The sequence below is a fragment of the Pseudomonas sp. G166 genome, from assembly GCF_037027455.2.
GTDB lineage: Bacteria > Pseudomonadota > Gammaproteobacteria > Pseudomonadales > Pseudomonadaceae > Aquipseudomonas.
Genome location: NZ_CP146985.1, coordinates 1,574,295 through 1,590,060 on the forward strand (window position 1 = coordinate 1,574,295; position 15,766 = coordinate 1,590,060).

The following is a 15,766-nucleotide window of genomic DNA, read 5'->3' on the forward strand; positions in this document are numbered from 1 at the left end:
ATGTAATTGACAGACCGCAATCGCGAGCAAGCTCGCTCCCACATGGATCGTGGGCGTTGATAAAAGCTATTTAATGCACTGCCCCGACCGGCTCTGGCACAACACAAACAGCCAGCGCCGCAGGCGGCTGAGTTTCAGTTCCATATCAAGAGCTCCGCTGGCGTGGGGTTGTAGGCGTTGCATGGGTTGTTCAGTTGCGGGCAGTTGGAGATCAACACGATCACGTCCATCTCGGCCCGCAGGTCGACGTATTTGCCTGGCGCCGAGATGCCGTCTTCGAAGGTCAGGCCGCCGTCGGCGGTGACCGGCACGTTCATGAAAAAGTTGATGTTCGGTCCGATATCGCCCTTGGCCAGGCGACCGTCGTGGGCGCAGGCCCGCAGGTAGTTGTCGCGGCAGCTGTGCATGTAGCGCTTTTCCAGGGCGTAGCGCACGGTGTTGCTTTCCTGGGCGCAGGCGCCGCCGAGGGTGTCGTGGCGCCCGCAAGTGTCTTCGACGATGGTCAGCATCGGGTGGCCGAGGTTGGAGTACAGGACGCTGCCGGTGCTCAGGTAAACGCTGTTTTGCCGGCGCAGGGTGCGCTGCACGTCGTAGCGTTCCTTGGGGTTGGCCAGGCTGTAGAACAGCGTATCGACCGCCTGGTTGCCCTCCAGGTCGAGGATGCGCAGGGTCTGGCCGGCCTTGACCTCCACCAGCCACGGTTCTCCGGCGGGAATGGTGGCGCGATAGATGGCGGTTTCAGGCTGCTTTTGTACGGTGGCGATGGCGAGTGACATGGCAGCGATCCTCAGGCGAACAGACGGTCGGTGTTGATGAAGCCGCGCTGGTTTTCCGGGCGCGACTGGCGGCAGTGCTCGGCGACGCAGGGGTCCGCGTTCATCCAACTGAGCTTGAGTGGTTGCGGGGCGTATTGCGGGTTCGGGTCCATCGGATGTTGCAGCGCGGTCAGCACCACCAGGGTGTCCATCGGCGCGTACAGCTCGATGTAGTCACCGGCTTTGGAATGGCCTTCGACAAAGTGAAAGTGTCCGGCCTCATCGACGTTGACCCGACTGAACAAGTTGAGGGTCATCAGCAGGTCGGACAGGCCCAAGCCCCATTTGCCCAGTTCCACCAACAGGTTGTCGGTGCCGTTGCGAAAGAAGCCGTTGCGCAGTTCCTGATAGCGGCCCTGGCCATATTTTTCAGCGACTTCCTCGGCGCAGAGCACGCCGCCAAGGCTATCGCTCCAGCCGCAGGTGTCGGCGGTGATGGCTGCCAGTACCCGACCCATATCCGAGTACAGGCAATGGCCGGCGGTGAGTTTGGCGGTGTGTTGGCATTTGAGGCTGTCGGGCAGGTTCAGGCGTTCGGTTTTTTCGTTGGCATTGAGCAGCGTCAGGCTCACGTTGGCTGCGCCGCGCAGGTCAGTCAGGCGCAGCAACTGGCCGCGCTTGAGCACGAAGGAACGGTGGCCGCCACCGGGCAGCAGTTCTTCGGCGAAGGGCGCAAACAACGGGGTCGAATCGGTCATGGAAAAACTCCTTTCAAGCGATACGCAACGTGCCGGCCAGTGCGGCGGACAGGGCGTCGACGGCGGCCCGGGCGGTGCGCCGGTCGCTGTTGAGTGGAATGTCGTAGGTGATGCGTGCGCCATAGGCGCCGGGGGCGTGCGGGTCGGCACGGACCTTGTCGAATACCAACAGGCGCGTGCCGAGGCTGAAACCTTCGGACAGGTCATGGGTGACCATGAACACCGTCAGCCGGGTTTCGCGCCACAGCTCCAGCAACAGGGTGTGCATGTCTTTGCGGATGCCCGGGTCGAGGGCGCCGAAAGGTTCGTCCAGCAGCAGCACCCGGGGTTTCATGATCAGCGCTTGGGCAATGGCCAGCCGTTGTTGCATGCCGCCGGACAACTGCGCCGGGTATTTGTCCAGCGCATGGCCCAGTCCAACCTTATCGAGCAGTCGTGCGGCTTCTTCGCGGGCCTGGCGCTTGGCGCTGCCGAACAGTCGTCCCAACAGCGGCGAGCGCGGCAGTTCCAGGCCTAGGGCTACGTTGTCCAGCACCGTCAGATGCGGGAACACCGAGTAGCGCTGGAACACTACCCCCCGGCTGGCATCCGGCTCGCCGGCCAGGGGTTCACCGTCCAGCAGAATCTGCCCGCGACTGGCGCGCTCCTGGCCCAGCAGCAAGCGCAGGAAGGTCGACTTGCCGCAACCCGATGCGCCCACGAGGGTGCAGAACTCACCCTCGGCGACGCTCAGGTTCAAGCGCTCAAGCACCACCTGATCGCCATATTGTTGCCAGACGTTGTTCACGGTAATGAAGCTCATGCCTTCGCCCCTTCATACCAAGGGAACGCTTGCCGCGTCAGGCGCTTGAGGCCCCAATCCATCAGCCAGGCGAGCAGGGTGATCCACACCACGTACGGCAAGATCACGTCCATTGCCAGGTAACGCCGCACCAGGAAAATCCGATAGCCCAGCCCGTCGGTGGAGGCGATGGCTTCGGCGGCGATCAGAAACAGCCAGGCCGACCCCAGCATCAGTCGCAGGGAAATCAACAGGCGCGGCAGCAATTGCGGCAGCACCACCCGCAGCATCAGGGTCCAGGTCGAAGCGCCGAGGGTCTGGGCCTTGATCAGCAACTCGGGCGGAATTTCCCGGGCGCGCTGTTCCAGATCCCGGGCCAGGCACGGCGTGATGCCAATCACGATCAGCATGACTTTCGATAATTCCCCCAATCCGAAGACGATGAACAGGATTGGCAGGATCGCCAGCGGCGGCACCATCGACACCACGGTGAGCAATGGCGATAGCGGCGCGCCCAGCAGCGGCAACGTGCCGGCGGCGATGCCCAGGCACAGCCCCGCCAGGGCACTGATGCCCAGGCCGATGGCCAGCCGACGCAGACTCGACGCGGTGTCTTGCCAGAGCAAGTAATCGCCACTGCGTGCATCGGCGGTGAAGGCCAGGCGTTTCACCGCATCGGCCATCTGCACGGCACTGGGCAGCAACTTGTCGTTAGGGTTATCCGTCAACCGGTCGGCCGAGCCCATGAAGTAGGCGAACAACACCAGCGCGAATGGCAGGATCACCAGCAACAAGCGGCTGGGACGATCCGGGTAGCGGTTGATCAGGCGCATGCCAGCTTCTCCGGTTTACAGCTTGGCGTCGGCGGCCAACTGTACGTAGGTCGGGTCGAAGCGCAGCTTGAGGTTGGCCTTGTCGCCGCGGGTCACGCCATTGGCGAAAGCCATGCCGACCGCGTCGGTATTTTTGGCGCCTTCGCCGAGCAAGCCGTGCTGGAACGAGAACTCGGCCACCTTGCCCATGGTCGTCGGCAGTTGCTGGCTGGTGGCGAAGCTCAGGGCTTCCTTGGGCGTGGCGAACAGCTTGGTGGTGTCCAGTTGCGACTGAAAGCCGGCCAGGTCGGTGCCCGAGGCCTTGGCCATGTGTTCCAGTGCCGCCTTGCTGGCGGCGTTTTTCGCGTTCATCAGCGCCACCACTTCAAACCAGGCGCCGGTCAACGCCTTGCCCAGGGCTGGGTTGTCCAGCAGGGTCTGGGTGTTGACCACCATCATGTCCATGATCTCGCCGGGGATCTGGCTGGAGTTGAACACTTCGCTCACGCCGGGCTGGGCCTTGATGTCCGAGAGCATCGGGTTCCAGGTGGTAACGGCCTTGACCTGATCAGTGTTGAAGGCGGCGGAGATATCGGCGTCGGAGGTGTTGACCACTTTCAGGTCTTTCTCGGTAAGACCGGCCGAATCCAGGGCGCGGGCCAGCAAGTAATGGGAGACCGACAGTTCCACCAGGTTGACGTCCATGCCCTTGAGATCAGCGACTTTCTTGCCCGCGCCCTTGAGGACGATGCCGTCGTTGCCGTTGGAGAAATCGCTGACGATCAGTGCGGTGCTGTCCACGCCACCGGCGGCGGGAATGGTCAGGGCGTCCATATTGGTCATGGTGCAGCCGTCGAACTGACCGGCGGTGTACTGGTTGATGGATTCGACGTAATCGTTGAGTTGCACGACATCGATCTTGATGCCGTATTTTTTCGCCCATTTGTCGACGATGCCTTGGCTGCCGGCGTATTCCCAGGGCATCCAGCCAGCGTAAATGGTCCAGCAGACGCTGAAGTGGTCTTTTTGCGCAGCGGGGGAGGAAAGGCTCACCAGGGCCGAAAAGGCGGCGATGAGCAGAGTGGCCAGACGAAGCTTGAGCATGGTGGTTCTCCAGTTGATCAAGGGCGGACAGGAGCAACGCAGCACCGCGAACGGTGGCTTGTCTCCCGGGCTTTTGTCCCGCCGTGTAACCTCAACTGGAGGTCGCCAACTCTCGGACCAGTCACTCGCCAGAGGCGAGCCGGAACCCTAGTCAGCCATTGCAAATTGTGGTGCCGCGAACCTGTGATGACTCCTGCACGGAGTTTGTTAAAGCGAGAGCCGTGCCAATTCGAGCAAAGGCCCGGGCCAGATAGGGTAGGTGGTGGGGACGGATGATGGAGGGCGGATTTGTGCTTGCTTGTGGTGCTACCGCGCACCGGAAGAGGGCGACGAGTGACATGTTTCCAGTTGTTGCCGGGTCGCACCAGATTCCCATTTTGCTGTCTGAGTATTTGTCAGTCACACAAAGTTGACTGCCGCCCATCAGCGTCGCTGATGTGGCCCATCCGCGGTCCAGGAGGCCGCCATGTATCGACGACTGCTACTCCTTGCGTTTCTCGGTTTGAGTCTTTCGGCTTGCGTGCCTTATTACGACGCAGACACCAGCTACTACCGTTCCGAGGTCTACACCTCACCGGCGCCGATCTATTACAGCGGCGGGAGCTACTATTCGGCGCCGCGTGGTTATTACGCCCCGCGGTATTACCAACCGGCGCCACGTTATTACTCGCCGCCGCGTTACTACCAACAAGGCCCACGCTATTACTCGCCACCGCGAGCGGCGTACCGGTCTTATCCGAATCGGGGCGGCTGGGACGGCCGTGACCGGGGTGGCTGGAGTGACGACCGAGGCGGTCGAGGCGGACGTGATCATCGTGGCCGCGGCGATCACGATGGACGGGGCGGCCACCGCTGATCCATCGGCAACAGAAAGCGGCGCATTGAGCGCCGCTTTTTTGTGCCTGCATAAAACTTGTGGGAGCGAGCCTGCTCGCGATGGCGTCGGGTCAGTCAGCATTGATGTGTCTGACATGCCGCTATCGCGAGCAAGCTCGCTCCCACAGGGATCTCTTCCTGGATCGTTTACTCGTTGGACAAATCCGCCAACGGATGCCGCCCTTCCCACGCCTTGTGAAAATGCGCCTCGACCGCCGCTTCGGGCACATGATTGATGTCCGGCCAGTGCCAGTGGGGTTTGTGATCCTTGTCGATCAGCCGCGCGCGCACGCCTTCGCTGAACTCCGGATGACGGCAGCAGTTGAGGCTCAGGGTGTACTCCATCCTGAACACCCCGGCCAAGGACAGATGCCGGGCACGGGCGATCTGTTCCCAGACCAGATGAGCGGTCAGTGGTGAGCCTTCGGTCATGGTCTTGGCCGCCCGGGCGATCAACGGATCCGGGTGCTCCACCAGCAGGCTGAGGGCTTTCCAGGCGCAGCGCACATCGCTGACATCCAGCCACTCATCGATTTTCTGTCGACGTGGCAGCCATTGGGCTTCGGGCATTTGGCCGACCGCTTCCTGCTGCAGGGCCTTGAGCAGGCTGTTGAGCTGCATCTCGGTCTGTTCCTGCCAATTGAGTTGCAGCAGGCCTTCGATCAGATCGTCCTGTTGTTCATCCAGCAGGAAGCGATCGGCCAGCCCCAGGTCGATGGCGTCCCGGGCGTTCATATGGGCACCGGTCAGGCCGAGAAACAGGCCGAGCTTGCCGGGCAGGCGCGACAGAAACCAACTGGCGCCGACATCCGGGTACAGGCCGATGCTGATCTCCGGCATTGCCAGGCGACTGCTCGGCGTGACGATCCGGGTGCTCGCGCCTTGCAGCAGGCCCATGCCGCCGCCCAGGACATAGCCGTGGCCCCAGCACAGCAAGGGCTTGGGGTAGGTGTGCAGGTTGAAGTCCAAGCGGTATTCCGCTGCGAAAAATTGCGCAGCCAGGGGCGGTACTTCACCGGGGTTGGCCCGGCAGGCCTCCACCAGGCTGCGCACTTCGCCGCCGGCGCAGAAGGCCTTGGCGCCATTGCCGCGCAATAAAACACAAACGATTTGCGGGTCTCTGGCCCAGGTATCGAAACGATCACGCAGGGCGTTGATCATCGGTAGCGAAAGGGCGTTCAGGGATTTCTCGGCATCCAGCGTGGCGATGCCGATGCGGGCACCGTCGATGCCAGTGAGCTCTTCGAAGTGCAGATTCATCGTGACCTCGATCAGAAAATTGAATGTTCAGTATGACCGCTGCGTAGGAAAGTGCCGGTTCTACGTCAGATCAATTGACAAGCCATGTAGGCTTTCCTAGGGTGCGCCCATTGTTTTTACCGGGTGCAACCATGACTGCTGACGACCGTATCAAACTCGAACCGAGCTGGAAGCAGGCACTGCGTGCCGAGTTCGACCAGCCCTACATGACAGAGTTGCGCGAATTCCTGCGTCGGGAATACGCGGCCGGCAAGGAGATTTATCCACCGGCATCGTTGATTTTCAATGCCCTCAATTCCACGCCGTTGGACAAGGTCAAAGTGGTGATCCTCGGCCAAGACCCGTACCACGGCCCTGGCCAGGCTCATGGTTTGTGTTTCTCGGTACAGCCGGGTGTGCCAGCTCCGCCGTCGCTGGTGAACATCTTCAAGGAATTGAAGCGCGATTTGAACATCGACATCCCGAATCACGGTTACCTGCAAAGCTGGGCCGATCAGGGCGTGTTGTTGCTCAACACCACCATGACCGTGGAGCGCGCCAATGCCAACGCCCATGCGGGCAAGGGGTGGCAGCACTTCACCGACCGAATCATCGAAGTGGTCAGTGAGCACCAACCGCACTTGGTATTCCTGTTGTGGGGCGCCCATGCCCAGGGCAAGCAAAAGCTGATCGACGCCACCAAGCACCTGGTGCTGACCTCGGTCCATCCGTCGCCGTTGTCGGCTTATCGCGGTTTCCTGGGTTGCGGGCATTTCAGCCGGACCAACAAGTTTCTCGAACAACAGGGTGAAACGCCGATCGATTGGCGGTTGCCGCCGGTTTGAGTGGTCGGCTATGAGGGCCCCATCGCGAGCAGGCTCGCTCCCACATTGATCTGTGTATGCCGCCAATCCATGTGGGAGCGAGCTTGCTTGCGATGAAGGTGCCTCGGACGATCAGACCAAACCCGGCCTGCGCATCCAGTACCTGAACAACGGCTCCGCCAGAAACAGCACGAACAACAACCGCATCACTTGCAACGCCGTCACCAGCGGCACCGACAGTTGCAGCGTCTCTGCCGTCAGGCTCATTTCCGCGATGCCGCCGGGCATCATGCCCAATGTCAGCGAACGCAAGTCCAGAAGCGTCAAGGTGCTCAGGCCCAAGGCCGCAAGCGTGGCGATCAGCATCGTCAGCACCGTGCCGATCAGGGTACGCCCCATGAACGATGGCGCCCGACGGAAGAACTGCCGGTTGAAATGACAGCCCAACCCGCTGCCGATCAGCCACTGGCCGATCTGGCTGGCGCCGTTGGGCAGGCCGATGTGCAGGTCCCAACCGACGCTCACCGCCGAGCTCACCAGCAACGGCCCGAACAACCATGGATTGGGTTGGCGCAAGCGCTCCCAAATCCAGGCGAGCAGGGCGCCCGCCGGGAACAGCATCGCCAGCCACAGCCAGTCCACCGTAGTGGCGTGTTGCACCGGGGCGCCTTCGCCCAACAGGTATTTGAACGCCGCCGGCACGCACAGCACCACCACCAGCACCCGCAGGCTCTGGCCCGCAGCGACGCGACTGAGATCAGCGCCGTTGCGGGCACCGAGGTTGACCATTTCGCCGGAACCGCCCGGCATGCTGGAGAAGAATGCGGTGGCGCGGTCTTCGCCGGTGCGACGCATCAGCCACACACTCACTACGCTGGACACGCTGGTGATCAGCGCGCCGAAGAAGATCAGGCCGAAGTGGCTCAAGACCTGTTCCATCACCACCGGAGTGAAGTGCAGGCCGATGCCGATGCCCACCACCCATTGGCCGCATTTACGGCCGCCGGGGATTTCCATCAGTTGCCAAGGCGTCAAGCAGCGCACCAGGATGATCGCCAGCAACGAGCCGACCATCCAGGGCAAAGGCCAGCCGATCAGGCTGGCCAGATACCCGCCGGCCAGACCGACCAGCGGGGTTCCCCACCATTGTCTGAATGTTGCCTCAGACATTGGCCAGGGCACGACGTTGTGCAGCGCGGCGACGCCAGATCCGCACCAGTGGCATGAACAGCATGATCGCCGTCAGGATCCAGCAACCGAAGGTGATCGGGCTCGACCAGAGGATCTCCAGCGCACCGTTGGAAATCGACAGCGCGCGCCGCAGGTTTTGCTCCATCAGCCCACCAAGGATGAAACCCAGCAGGACCGGCGACAGCGGGAAGTCCAGCTTGCGCAGGATGTAACCGAAGATACCGATGCCGATCATCAGGAACAGGTCGAACGTGGTGGCATGCACCGCGTAGACGCCAATCCCGGTGATGATCGCGATGACCGGTACCAGTGCCCAGTTCGGCACGGCCAGGATGCGGGTGAAAACGCGGATCATCGGAATGTTGAGGATCACCAGCATGATGTTGGCGACGAACAACGACGCGATCAGGCCCCAGACGATATCCGGCTGTTGCTGGAACAGCAGGGGACCGGGGGTGATGTTGTACAGCGACAGGGCGCCGATCATCACCGCCGTGGTGCCCGAGCCGGGCACGCCGAGGGTCAGCATCGGTACCAGCGCACCGCAGGCTGCGCCGCCGATGGCGGTTTCCGGAGCGGCGAGGCCGCGCTTGTCACCCTGGCCGAACGTGCCACTGGCACCGGCAATGCGTTTTTCAGTCATGTAGGCCACGGCACTGGCCAGGGTCGCACCGGCACCCGGCAACACGCCCATGATGAAACCGAGTACGCCGCAACGCAGGTTGACCGTAAAGACCGACGCCGCTTCCTTGAAGTTGAACATCATCCGCCCGGTGGCTTTCACCGCTTCCTGGCCGCGATGGGTTTTTTCCAACAGCAACAGGATTTCGCTGATGGAGAACAGGCCCAGCACCAGCACGACGAACTGGATACCGTCGGTCAAGTGGATGTTGTCACCGGTGAAACGGTACACGCCGCTGTTGGCATCGATCCCGACGCAGGACAGGAACAGCCCGATCAGCGCCGCGATGAACGTCTTGAGCGGTCGATCGCCGGCCATGCCGCCGAGGCAGACGATGGCGAACACCATCAGCACGAAATACTCCGCCGGTCCGAAGGCAATCGCCCATTTGGCCAGCAGCGGTGCGAACAGCACCATGCCGCAGGTGGCGATGAACGCACCGATGAACGAGCTCCACGCCGACAGCGACAATGCCACCCCGGCCAAGCCCTGGCGCGCCATCGGGTAGCCGTCGAGGGTAGTCATCACGGTGGAGGCTTCGCCGGGGATGTTCAGCAGAATCGAGCTGATACGTCCGCCGTATTCGCAACCCAGGTACACCGCCGCCAGCAGGATCAGTGCCGACTCCGGTGGCAAGCCCAGGGCAAAGGCAATCGGGATCAGCAGCGCCACGCCGTTGATCGGGCCCAGGCCCGGCAGCAGCCCGACCACGGTGCCGATCAAGGTGCCGGTCAGTGCTGTGACGAGATTGTAGGGAGTCAGTGCAACGCCAAAACCCTGGCCGAGATAATTCAGGGTATCCATATCAATTCTCCAGGACGTCGAGCAGGCCCAAGGGCAGCGGCACGTCCATCAGCTTGTCGAACAACAGGTAGAGACCGATGGCCATCAGGCTGATGATCACTACGCTCGGCACCCAGCGACCGCCATACAGGCGCGCCATCGGCACGCCAATCAGGATGCTGGCGAGGATGAAGCCCAGGGGTTCGAAGGTTCCGGCGAATACCAGCAGCAGCACCACGCAGATGCCGATCTTCTGCAAGGTTTCGCGGTCCAGGTGCGGGTCTTCGTCGCTGTGCACGATGGGCGTAGGACGAAACAGCATGTACAGCAATGCCAGTCCCATCAGCCCGAGCATCAGCAAGGGAAAGGCGCGGGGACCGACCGGTTCGTAGGAAAAGGCGGCCTGATAGGGCCAAGCCATCAGCGCCAGACCGATACAGACCAGTAGCAGCACCGCGGCAAAAATACGTTGGATGGTGAGCATGACTAACTCCTGGGCGGCGCCGGCAGTGCCAGCGCCGCCGCGAGAACAGAGACGATTACTGGATCAGGCCGAACTCTTTGGCCAGCACCTTGTAATCGGCCACTTGTTTCTTCACATAGGCGTCCAGTTCCGGGCCGGTCATGGCAAATGGGAACAGCTCGCGCTGGTCACGCAGCTTGGCGAATTCCTCGGAAGCCAGCAGTTTGTCGAAGGCATCTTTCCACCAGGCATAGTCTTCGTCGCTGACCTTTGGCCCGAGGTAGAAGCCGCGGACCACTGGCCAGAGGATGTCGTAGCCTTGCTCGCGAGCGGTCGGGATGTCTTTCATTTCCGGCTCGTCCAGGCGCTTCTCGGCGAACACGGCGAGCAGGCGCATATCACCGCTCTGGATGTGTGGCATGGAGTCGGAAATGTCCGTACTGCCTACCTGAATATGGCCGCCGAGCAAGGCGGTGGCGATTTCACCGCCACCTTCGAGGGCCACGTAGCGCAGTTTGCGAGGATCGATGCCGGCGGCCTTGGCGATCAGGGCGGTTTGCATCCAGTCCTGGCTGCCGACGGTGCCGCCGGAGCCGATGACCACGGAACCCGGATCTTTCTTCAGGGCCTGTACCAGATCGTCGAGGTTCTTGTAGGGCGAATCGCTCTTCACCGCGATGGCGCCGTAGCTGGTGCCGACGGCCGCCAGCCAGCGCACGGCGTTTTCATCGAAACGACCGAACTTGCCTTGCGCCAGGTTCAACAACGAACCGCTGGACCAGGCCACCAGCGTTCCGGCGTCGGCCGGACGCTGGGCGACCACTGCGTTGTAGGCCACAGCGCCGACACCGCCGGGCATGTAGGTCACACGCATGGGCTTGGTCAGCAGTTTCTGGTTGACCAGCGCGCTTTGCGCCAGTTTGCACGTCAGGTCGAAACCGCCGCCGGGGGCGGCCGGAGCGATGCATTCAGGGCGCTTAGGTTCGGCGAGCAACTGCCCGGCGAACATCAGGCATCCGGCGGCCAAGGCTACTTTACGCAGTGATAGGTTCATTGTTGTCTCCACAGGAATTGTTGTTGTGCGTGGTGAAAAATTGTCGTTGACGGATCCCCGCCCAAGTCATCGTTGATGGGGCGCGCAGGTCGTTACCGGAATTGAATGCGGGGCGACATCGCTCAAGGCGGTCTGGTTCAAGCGAGAAGGGCGAGCAGGCGCTGGGGCCTGGAGCTGCATGGACAGCATGGTGAATACTCCGCTTTTATTTTTCTTATTGGGACGAAAACGCTTCGTGGCATTTTTCATTCGCGATCGGGCGTCGCGGCGGGCAGTCGAAACTATCCGTAAAGGGACTCTAATGGCTCAACCTTTCGCTAACCTTTCAGAAGCTTTCAGAATGTTTTTTGCCTTCACAGCTGCCCATGCGGCTGTAAACTCCGCGCCAAAGAATGGCGTCGACCATCCCTGAATCGAGGAAAAATCCATGCGTGTTCTGCTCGTCGAAGACCATCTGCAGCTCGCCGAAAGTGTAGCCCAGGCCCTCAAGAGCACCGGCTTGACCGTGGATGTATTGCACGACGGGGTGGCGGCCGACCTGGCCTTGAGCAGTGAGGAATACGCCGTGGCGATCCTCGATGTGGGGCTGCCGCGCATGGATGGCTTCGAGGTGCTGGCGCGTTTGCGGTCCCGGGGCAAGACCCTGCCGGTGTTGATGCTGACCGCGCGCAGTGACGTCAAGGACCGGGTCCATGGCCTGAACCTGGGAGCCGACGATTACCTGGCCAAGCCATTCGAGCTCACGGAGCTTGAAGCACGGGTCAAGGCATTGCTGCGCCGCAGCGTATTGGGGGGGGAACGCCAGCAGCGTTGTGGTGGGCTGGTCTATGACCTGGATACCCGCCGCTTCACCCTCGATGACGAACTGCTGACCCTGACGTCACGTGAGCAAGCCGTGCTGGAGGCGTTGATCGCCCGGCCGGGGCGGGTGATGAGCAAGGAGCAGGTGGCGGCCCAGGTGTTCGGCCTGGACGAAGAAGCCAGCCCTGATGCCATCGAAATCTACATCCACCGCTTGCGCAAGAAGCTCGATGGCCATGCCGTGGCCATCGTGACGTTCCGCGGCCTGGGCTATCTGCTGGAAAACCGTGATGCATAAGCCCGACAGCCTGCGCTGGCGGCTGCTCAGGAACCTGGCGCTGTTGTTGGTGGTGCTGATGCTCGCCAGCGGCTTGAGCGCCTATTGGAACGGTCGCGAGGCTGCGGATACCGCCTACGACCGGACCCTGCTGGCCTCGGCCCGGACTATCGCGGCCGGTCTTTCGCAACGCGACGGCAGCCTCAGCGCAGATGTGCCCTACGTGGCCCTGGACACTTTCGCCTACGACAGCGCCGGACGTATTTATTACCAGGTCAATGACATCAACAGGAAGCTGATTTCCGGCTACGAAAATCTCCCAGGCCCGCCGCCCGGCACGCCGCGTACGGACGATTACCCAGCCCTGGCACGCTTCTACAACGCCAGTTACCAGGGCCAGAACGTGCGGGTGGTGAGCCTGCTCAAGGCGGTGAGCGAGCCGAACATGAACGGCATGGCGGAAATTCGTGTGGCGGAAACTGAAGAAGCGCGGGTCAGCATGGCCCGCAGCCTCATGGCTGACACGTTGTTGCGCTTGGGCATGCTGGCCGTGGGGGCGCTGTTGTTGGTGTGGTTCGCGGTCAGTGCCGCACTGCGCCCGTTGGAACGCTTGCGTACGGCGGTGGAGGAGCGCCAGCCGGACGATCTACGGCCATTGCCACTGGTGGAAGTCCAGCATGAACTCTGGCCGCTGGTGCGCGCCCTCAACCATTTCACTGAGCGTTTGCGCGGGCAATTCGAGCGACAGGCGCAATTCATTGCTGATGCCGCCCATGAACTGCGCACGCCCCTGGCTGCGCTCAAGGCCCGCCTTGAACTGGGCTTGCGCGCCAGTGAGCCGGCGACCTGGCGTGAAACCCTGGAAACCGCGGCCCAGGGCACCGATCGCCTGACCCATCTGGCCAATCAACTGCTGTCCCTGGCGCGCGTGGAAAACGGCGCTCGGGCCATTGCCGAGGGCGGCGCGCAGTTGCTTGACCTGAGCCAATTGGCTCGTGAACTGGGCATGGCCATGGCCCCGCTGGCCCACGCCAGAGGTGTGGCGTTGGCCTTGGAGGCCGACGAGCCGGTATGGCTGCGGGGCGAGCCAACCTTGCTGAATGAACTGTTGAGCAATCTGGTGGACAACGCCCTGGCCCATACACCGTCGGGCGGCAACGTGATTTTGAGGGTCAGCGCACCGGCGGTGCTGGAAGTCGAGGATGATGGGCCGGGCATTCCGCTGCATGAGCGGGATCGGGTGTTCGAGCGCTTCTATCGACGCAACCAGCAAGTGGCCGGGTCCGGCCTGGGATTGGCGATCGTCGGTGAAATCTGTCGCGCACACTTGGCACAGATCACCCTGCATGACGGGCAAGAGCGTGGGTTGAAGGTGCGGGTGAGTTTTATCCCCGGCTCAGATTGATCCAGAGCGAGTCTCTGTGGCGAGGGGCTAAATCCCCTCGCCACAGGATCAAGCCTGACTCGAGTTCGTTGGCTATCTGGCCTGCTTAGTCAAACATCGCCCGCGCTTCTTCGATATCCGCGCACCGGGCCTTGTTGTCCAGGTCGATGCCCAGCTTCCTGAAAGCCGGAACCGCGAACAGGTCGACCTGGCTGAGGGGGTGGTCGGTGCCTTTGTAGCAATACAGCGCCGCGATCTGCACCAGGTCGACGTAATCGATGTGCTTCGAATCCCGAGTGAAGTCCAGATACAACCCCGGAAGCTTCACCAGTCGCTCTGGAAATTCCCAGACACTGAGCAACTTGTCTCCCAGCACCGGGTGAATCGTTTCAATGACATGGTTGAGGCTGACCGGATCCGACAGCAGTTCATTGTTGTCTTGGGCATAAGTCAGGATCGGCAACACGCCGATCTGGTGCACCAACCCACCGAGCGCGGCCTGGTCGGGCTTGAGTTGGGTATAACCGCGGCACAATGCATAGCTGACGCCGGCGATCTCCAGGCTCTTGCGCCAGACCTCGCGCATCTTCTGTTCCACTACGTCGGAGCGGGCATGGAATATCTGTTCCATGACCAGACCGATGGCCAGGTTGCTGCTGTAGTTGACCCCCAGCCGAGTGATGGCTGTATGCAGGTCGGTGACTTCCTGGGTAGCACGCAGCAGCGGGCTGTTGACCACTTTTATCAAGCGTGCCGAGAGCGCCGTGTCGCGGCCGATCACTTTGCTCAGGTTGCTGACGCTGATTTCCGGGTCTTCGGCGGCCCGGCGAATCTGCAGGGCCACTTCCGGTAATGTTGGCAGAACCAAGTCATCGTTATCGATGGCCTGTACCAAATCCCGTTGGACCTTATCCGCCAAATCGCTCATTTCGGTTCTCTAGGGTGTTGCGACAAATGCTGCGATCAGCGCTGGATTTCGCGGTCACGGTCCAGCTCGTAAGGCAGGTCCAGCAACTGCAAGACCGGGCCCTCCAAATCACCGAGATGAAGATTGCCATCCTCTGCTGCTTCGGCCTGCAACACTGCCAGCAGTTCAATGTTTCGCTCGGCACGAGCGGCGATCACCACCTCGCCGATGGAACTGCTGTGAGTAGGTGAGAATAGCGCGGTGCCGGGAGCCGGCAATTCGCTGGCGTCCAGCTGCAGGCGATACAGGCGCCGCTTGAGCTTGCCGAGGTACTGCATGCGGGCGACGATTTCCTGGCCGGTGTAGCAACCCTTCTTGAAACTCACGCCGCCGACGGCTTGCAGATTGAGCATCTGCGGGATGAACAATTCGCGGGTGGCCGGCATGACCTGGCCGATCCCTGCGCGGACCTGGCCCAGCAGCCACAGGTTCAAGTCCGCCTCGGTCAGTGTCGCGCGCAGCCGTGACGCCAGCGTCTGTGCCTGCCCAGCGGGGGCCCACAGTTCGGCGCGACCGGGGGAGACGCGGATGGCGATCAAGGATTCATGGCGAGCCACGCTGTCGGTGTCGGCCGGCAGCTCGAGGCCCAGGCCGGTCAACGCTGCATCGGCGTTTTCCAGGCCGAAGCGGACCCAGGCGGCACTTTCATCGGTTAGTTTGGATTTGGAGAAAACGGCATATTTTTTCAGGTCGGCCAGCTGTGGTTCGAGCAACTCGCTGGCCATGGCCATCAGCACGCCATCGCCTTCAAGCAGGATGCGGAAACTCGATTGCATCCGGCCTTTCTGGGTGCAGCGCGCGCCGAGGCTAGCCCGGCTGTCGCTCAGGTGGTTGAGATTGCAGGTCAATTGGCCTTGCAGGAATTTGCCGGCATCCGCGCCGCGGACTGCGAGAACGCCTTCGTGGGACAGGGTGCAAAAAAAAGCGGAATCAGCCATGGGTCATCGCAGGGTAAAAAGTCTGGTGGACATCATAAGGGGACGCCCTTGAAATGGGTAGTTCACAAAGGATCGGT

At 61.8% G+C, this 15,766-nt stretch carries 17 protein-coding genes and 1 riboswitch; of the genes, 5 read left to right on the forward strand and 12 right to left on the reverse strand.

The window, feature by feature from the left end; genetic code table 11:
• Positions 1-134 precede the first annotated feature (134 nt).
• Genes SGN16_RS07075 through SGN16_RS07095 form a run of 5 tightly spaced genes read right to left on the reverse strand, consistent with a single transcriptional unit; the run spans position 135 to position 4,210 of the window.
• On the reverse strand, positions 135-776 hold the full coding sequence (locus tag SGN16_RS07075) for an urea amidolyase associated protein UAAP2 (RefSeq protein WP_335943596.1): 642 nt from the start codon (positions 774-776) through the stop codon (positions 135-137).
• 11 nt (positions 777-787) lie between these two features.
• Positions 788-1,513, reverse strand: a complete 726-nt coding sequence (locus SGN16_RS07080; RefSeq protein ID WP_335943597.1) for an urea amidolyase associated protein UAAP1 — start codon at positions 1,511-1,513, stop codon at positions 788-790.
• Between the two features lie 13 nt (positions 1,514-1,526).
• The gene (locus SGN16_RS07085; protein ID WP_335943598.1) at positions 1,527-2,315 is read right to left on the reverse strand and encodes an ABC transporter ATP-binding protein; all 789 of its coding nucleotides are present in this window, start codon (positions 2,313-2,315) and stop codon (positions 1,527-1,529) included.
• Positions 2,312-3,127 carry an ABC transporter permease gene (locus tag SGN16_RS07090; protein WP_210643282.1) on the reverse strand — a complete coding sequence of 272 codons (816 nt, stop codon included), beginning with the start codon at positions 3,125-3,127 and terminating at the stop codon, positions 2,312-2,314. Before SGN16_RS07090 ends, SGN16_RS07085 begins: the two co-directional genes overlap by 4 nt.
• A gap of 15 nt (positions 3,128-3,142) precedes the next feature.
• On the reverse strand, positions 3,143-4,210 hold the full coding sequence (locus SGN16_RS07095; protein ID WP_335943599.1) for a putative urea ABC transporter substrate-binding protein: 1,068 nt from the start codon (positions 4,208-4,210) through the stop codon (positions 3,143-3,145).
• Positions 4,211-4,270: 60 nt separating this feature from the next.
• Positions 4,271-4,372: riboswitch (guanidine-I (ykkC/yxkD leader) on the reverse strand.
• A gap of 304 nt (positions 4,373-4,676) precedes the next feature.
• Between SGN16_RS07095 and SGN16_RS07100 the strand changes: the two genes are divergently transcribed.
• The gene (locus SGN16_RS07100) at positions 4,677-5,066 is read left to right on the forward strand and encodes a hypothetical protein (RefSeq protein ID WP_335943600.1); all 390 of its coding nucleotides are present in this window, start codon (positions 4,677-4,679) and stop codon (positions 5,064-5,066) included.
• A gap of 167 nt (positions 5,067-5,233) precedes the next feature.
• On the opposite strand, the gene SGN16_RS07105 is transcribed toward SGN16_RS07100, so the two are convergent.
• The gene (locus tag SGN16_RS07105) at positions 5,234-6,346 is read right to left on the reverse strand and encodes an enoyl-CoA hydratase/isomerase family protein (RefSeq protein ID WP_335943601.1); all 1,113 of its coding nucleotides are present in this window, start codon (positions 6,344-6,346) and stop codon (positions 5,234-5,236) included.
• Between the two features lie 131 nt (positions 6,347-6,477).
• Between SGN16_RS07105 and ung the strand changes: the two genes are divergently transcribed.
• On the forward strand, positions 6,478-7,170 hold the full coding sequence (ung, locus tag SGN16_RS07110; protein WP_210643286.1) for a uracil-DNA glycosylase: 693 nt from the start codon (positions 6,478-6,480) through the stop codon (positions 7,168-7,170).
• Between the two features lie 111 nt (positions 7,171-7,281).
• Here ung and SGN16_RS07115 read toward each other — a convergent pair whose 3' ends face one another.
• The 4 genes from SGN16_RS07115 to SGN16_RS07130 are packed head-to-tail and all read right to left on the reverse strand — an operon-like array spanning position 7,282 to position 11,322.
• A complete protein-coding gene (locus tag SGN16_RS07115; protein WP_335943602.1) occupies positions 7,282-8,319 on the reverse strand; it encodes an AbrB family transcriptional regulator in 1,038 nt (345 codons plus the stop codon).
• Positions 8,312-9,826 (reverse strand): tripartite tricarboxylate transporter permease, encoded by a 1,515-nt coding sequence (locus tag SGN16_RS07120; RefSeq protein WP_335943603.1) that lies wholly within the window; start codon positions 9,824-9,826, stop codon positions 8,312-8,314. The genes SGN16_RS07115 and SGN16_RS07120 overlap by 8 nt, the downstream gene beginning before the upstream one ends.
• Before the next feature lies 1 nt (position 9,827).
• Complete coding sequence (locus tag SGN16_RS07125) at positions 9,828-10,289, reverse strand: tripartite tricarboxylate transporter TctB family protein (protein WP_003198775.1); 462 nt, start codon at positions 10,287-10,289, stop codon at positions 9,828-9,830.
• Positions 10,290-10,344: 55 nt separating this feature from the next.
• On the reverse strand, positions 10,345-11,322 hold the full coding sequence (locus tag SGN16_RS07130) for a tripartite tricarboxylate transporter substrate binding protein (RefSeq protein ID WP_335943604.1): 978 nt from the start codon (positions 11,320-11,322) through the stop codon (positions 10,345-10,347).
• Between the two features lie 178 nt (positions 11,323-11,500).
• Here SGN16_RS07130 and SGN16_RS07135 point away from each other — a divergent pair, with 178 nt between their 5' ends.
• The 3 genes from SGN16_RS07135 to SGN16_RS07145 are packed head-to-tail and all read left to right on the forward strand — an operon-like array spanning position 11,501 to position 13,805.
• Positions 11,501-11,734, forward strand: coding sequence for a hypothetical protein (locus SGN16_RS07135; RefSeq protein WP_158296349.1), 234 nt, complete (start codon positions 11,501-11,503; stop codon positions 11,732-11,734).
• 15 nt (positions 11,735-11,749) lie between these two features.
• Positions 11,750-12,421 carry a response regulator gene (locus tag SGN16_RS07140; RefSeq protein ID WP_025212358.1) on the forward strand — a complete coding sequence of 224 codons (672 nt, stop codon included), beginning with the start codon at positions 11,750-11,752 and terminating at the stop codon, positions 12,419-12,421.
• Positions 12,414-13,805, forward strand: coding sequence for a sensor histidine kinase (locus SGN16_RS07145; RefSeq protein WP_210643290.1), 1,392 nt, complete (start codon positions 12,414-12,416; stop codon positions 13,803-13,805). The genes SGN16_RS07140 and SGN16_RS07145 overlap by 8 nt, the downstream gene beginning before the upstream one ends.
• Before the next feature lie 85 nt (positions 13,806-13,890).
• On the opposite strand, the gene SGN16_RS07150 is transcribed toward SGN16_RS07145, so the two are convergent.
• Positions 13,891-14,712 carry an HDOD domain-containing protein gene (locus tag SGN16_RS07150; RefSeq protein ID WP_210643291.1) on the reverse strand — a complete coding sequence of 274 codons (822 nt, stop codon included), beginning with the start codon at positions 14,710-14,712 and terminating at the stop codon, positions 13,891-13,893.
• 35 nt (positions 14,713-14,747) lie between these two features.
• Positions 14,748-15,689 carry a folate-binding protein YgfZ gene (locus tag SGN16_RS07155; protein ID WP_335943605.1) on the reverse strand — a complete coding sequence of 314 codons (942 nt, stop codon included), beginning with the start codon at positions 15,687-15,689 and terminating at the stop codon, positions 14,748-14,750.
• Positions 15,690-15,766: the final 77 nt, after the last annotated feature.

What these genes read in the sequence shown, in the direction of transcription:
- SGN16_RS07075 (WP_335943596.1), bottom strand. Translation starts at nt 776, where the DNA reads ATGTCACTCGCCATCGCCACCGTACAAAAGCAGCCTGAAACCGCCATC.
- SGN16_RS07080 (WP_335943597.1), bottom strand. Translation starts at nt 1,513, where the DNA reads ATGACCGATTCGACCCCGTTGTTTGCGCCCTTCGCCGAAGAACTGCTG.
- SGN16_RS07085 (WP_335943598.1), bottom strand. Translation starts at nt 2,315, where the DNA reads ATGAGCTTCATTACCGTGAACAACGTCTGGCAACAATATGGCGATCAG.
- SGN16_RS07090 (WP_210643282.1), bottom strand. Translation starts at nt 3,127, where the DNA reads ATGCGCCTGATCAACCGCTACCCGGATCGTCCCAGCCGCTTGTTGCTG.
- SGN16_RS07095 (WP_335943599.1), bottom strand. Translation starts at nt 4,210, where the DNA reads ATGCTCAAGCTTCGTCTGGCCACTCTGCTCATCGCCGCCTTTTCGGCC.
- SGN16_RS07100 (WP_335943600.1), top strand. Translation starts at nt 4,677, where the DNA reads ATGTATCGACGACTGCTACTCCTTGCGTTTCTCGGTTTGAGTCTTTCG.
- SGN16_RS07105 (WP_335943601.1), bottom strand. Translation starts at nt 6,346, where the DNA reads ATGAATCTGCACTTCGAAGAGCTCACTGGCATCGACGGTGCCCGCATC.
- ung (WP_210643286.1), top strand. Translation starts at nt 6,478, where the DNA reads ATGACTGCTGACGACCGTATCAAACTCGAACCGAGCTGGAAGCAGGCA.
- SGN16_RS07115 (WP_335943602.1), bottom strand. Translation starts at nt 8,319, where the DNA reads ATGTCTGAGGCAACATTCAGACAATGGTGGGGAACCCCGCTGGTCGGT.
- SGN16_RS07120 (WP_335943603.1), bottom strand. Translation starts at nt 9,826, where the DNA reads ATGGATACCCTGAATTATCTCGGCCAGGGTTTTGGCGTTGCACTGACT.
- SGN16_RS07125 (WP_003198775.1), bottom strand. Translation starts at nt 10,289, where the DNA reads ATGCTCACCATCCAACGTATTTTTGCCGCGGTGCTGCTACTGGTCTGT.
- SGN16_RS07130 (WP_335943604.1), bottom strand. Translation starts at nt 11,322, where the DNA reads ATGAACCTATCACTGCGTAAAGTAGCCTTGGCCGCCGGATGCCTGATG.
- SGN16_RS07135 (WP_158296349.1), top strand. Translation starts at nt 11,501, where the DNA reads ATGGACAGCATGGTGAATACTCCGCTTTTATTTTTCTTATTGGGACGA.
- SGN16_RS07140 (WP_025212358.1), top strand. Translation starts at nt 11,750, where the DNA reads ATGCGTGTTCTGCTCGTCGAAGACCATCTGCAGCTCGCCGAAAGTGTA.
- SGN16_RS07145 (WP_210643290.1), top strand. Translation starts at nt 12,414, where the DNA reads ATGCATAAGCCCGACAGCCTGCGCTGGCGGCTGCTCAGGAACCTGGCG.
- SGN16_RS07150 (WP_210643291.1), bottom strand. Translation starts at nt 14,712, where the DNA reads ATGAGCGATTTGGCGGATAAGGTCCAACGGGATTTGGTACAGGCCATC.
- SGN16_RS07155 (WP_335943605.1), bottom strand. Translation starts at nt 15,689, where the DNA reads ATGGCTGATTCCGCTTTTTTTTGCACCCTGTCCCACGAAGGCGTTCTC.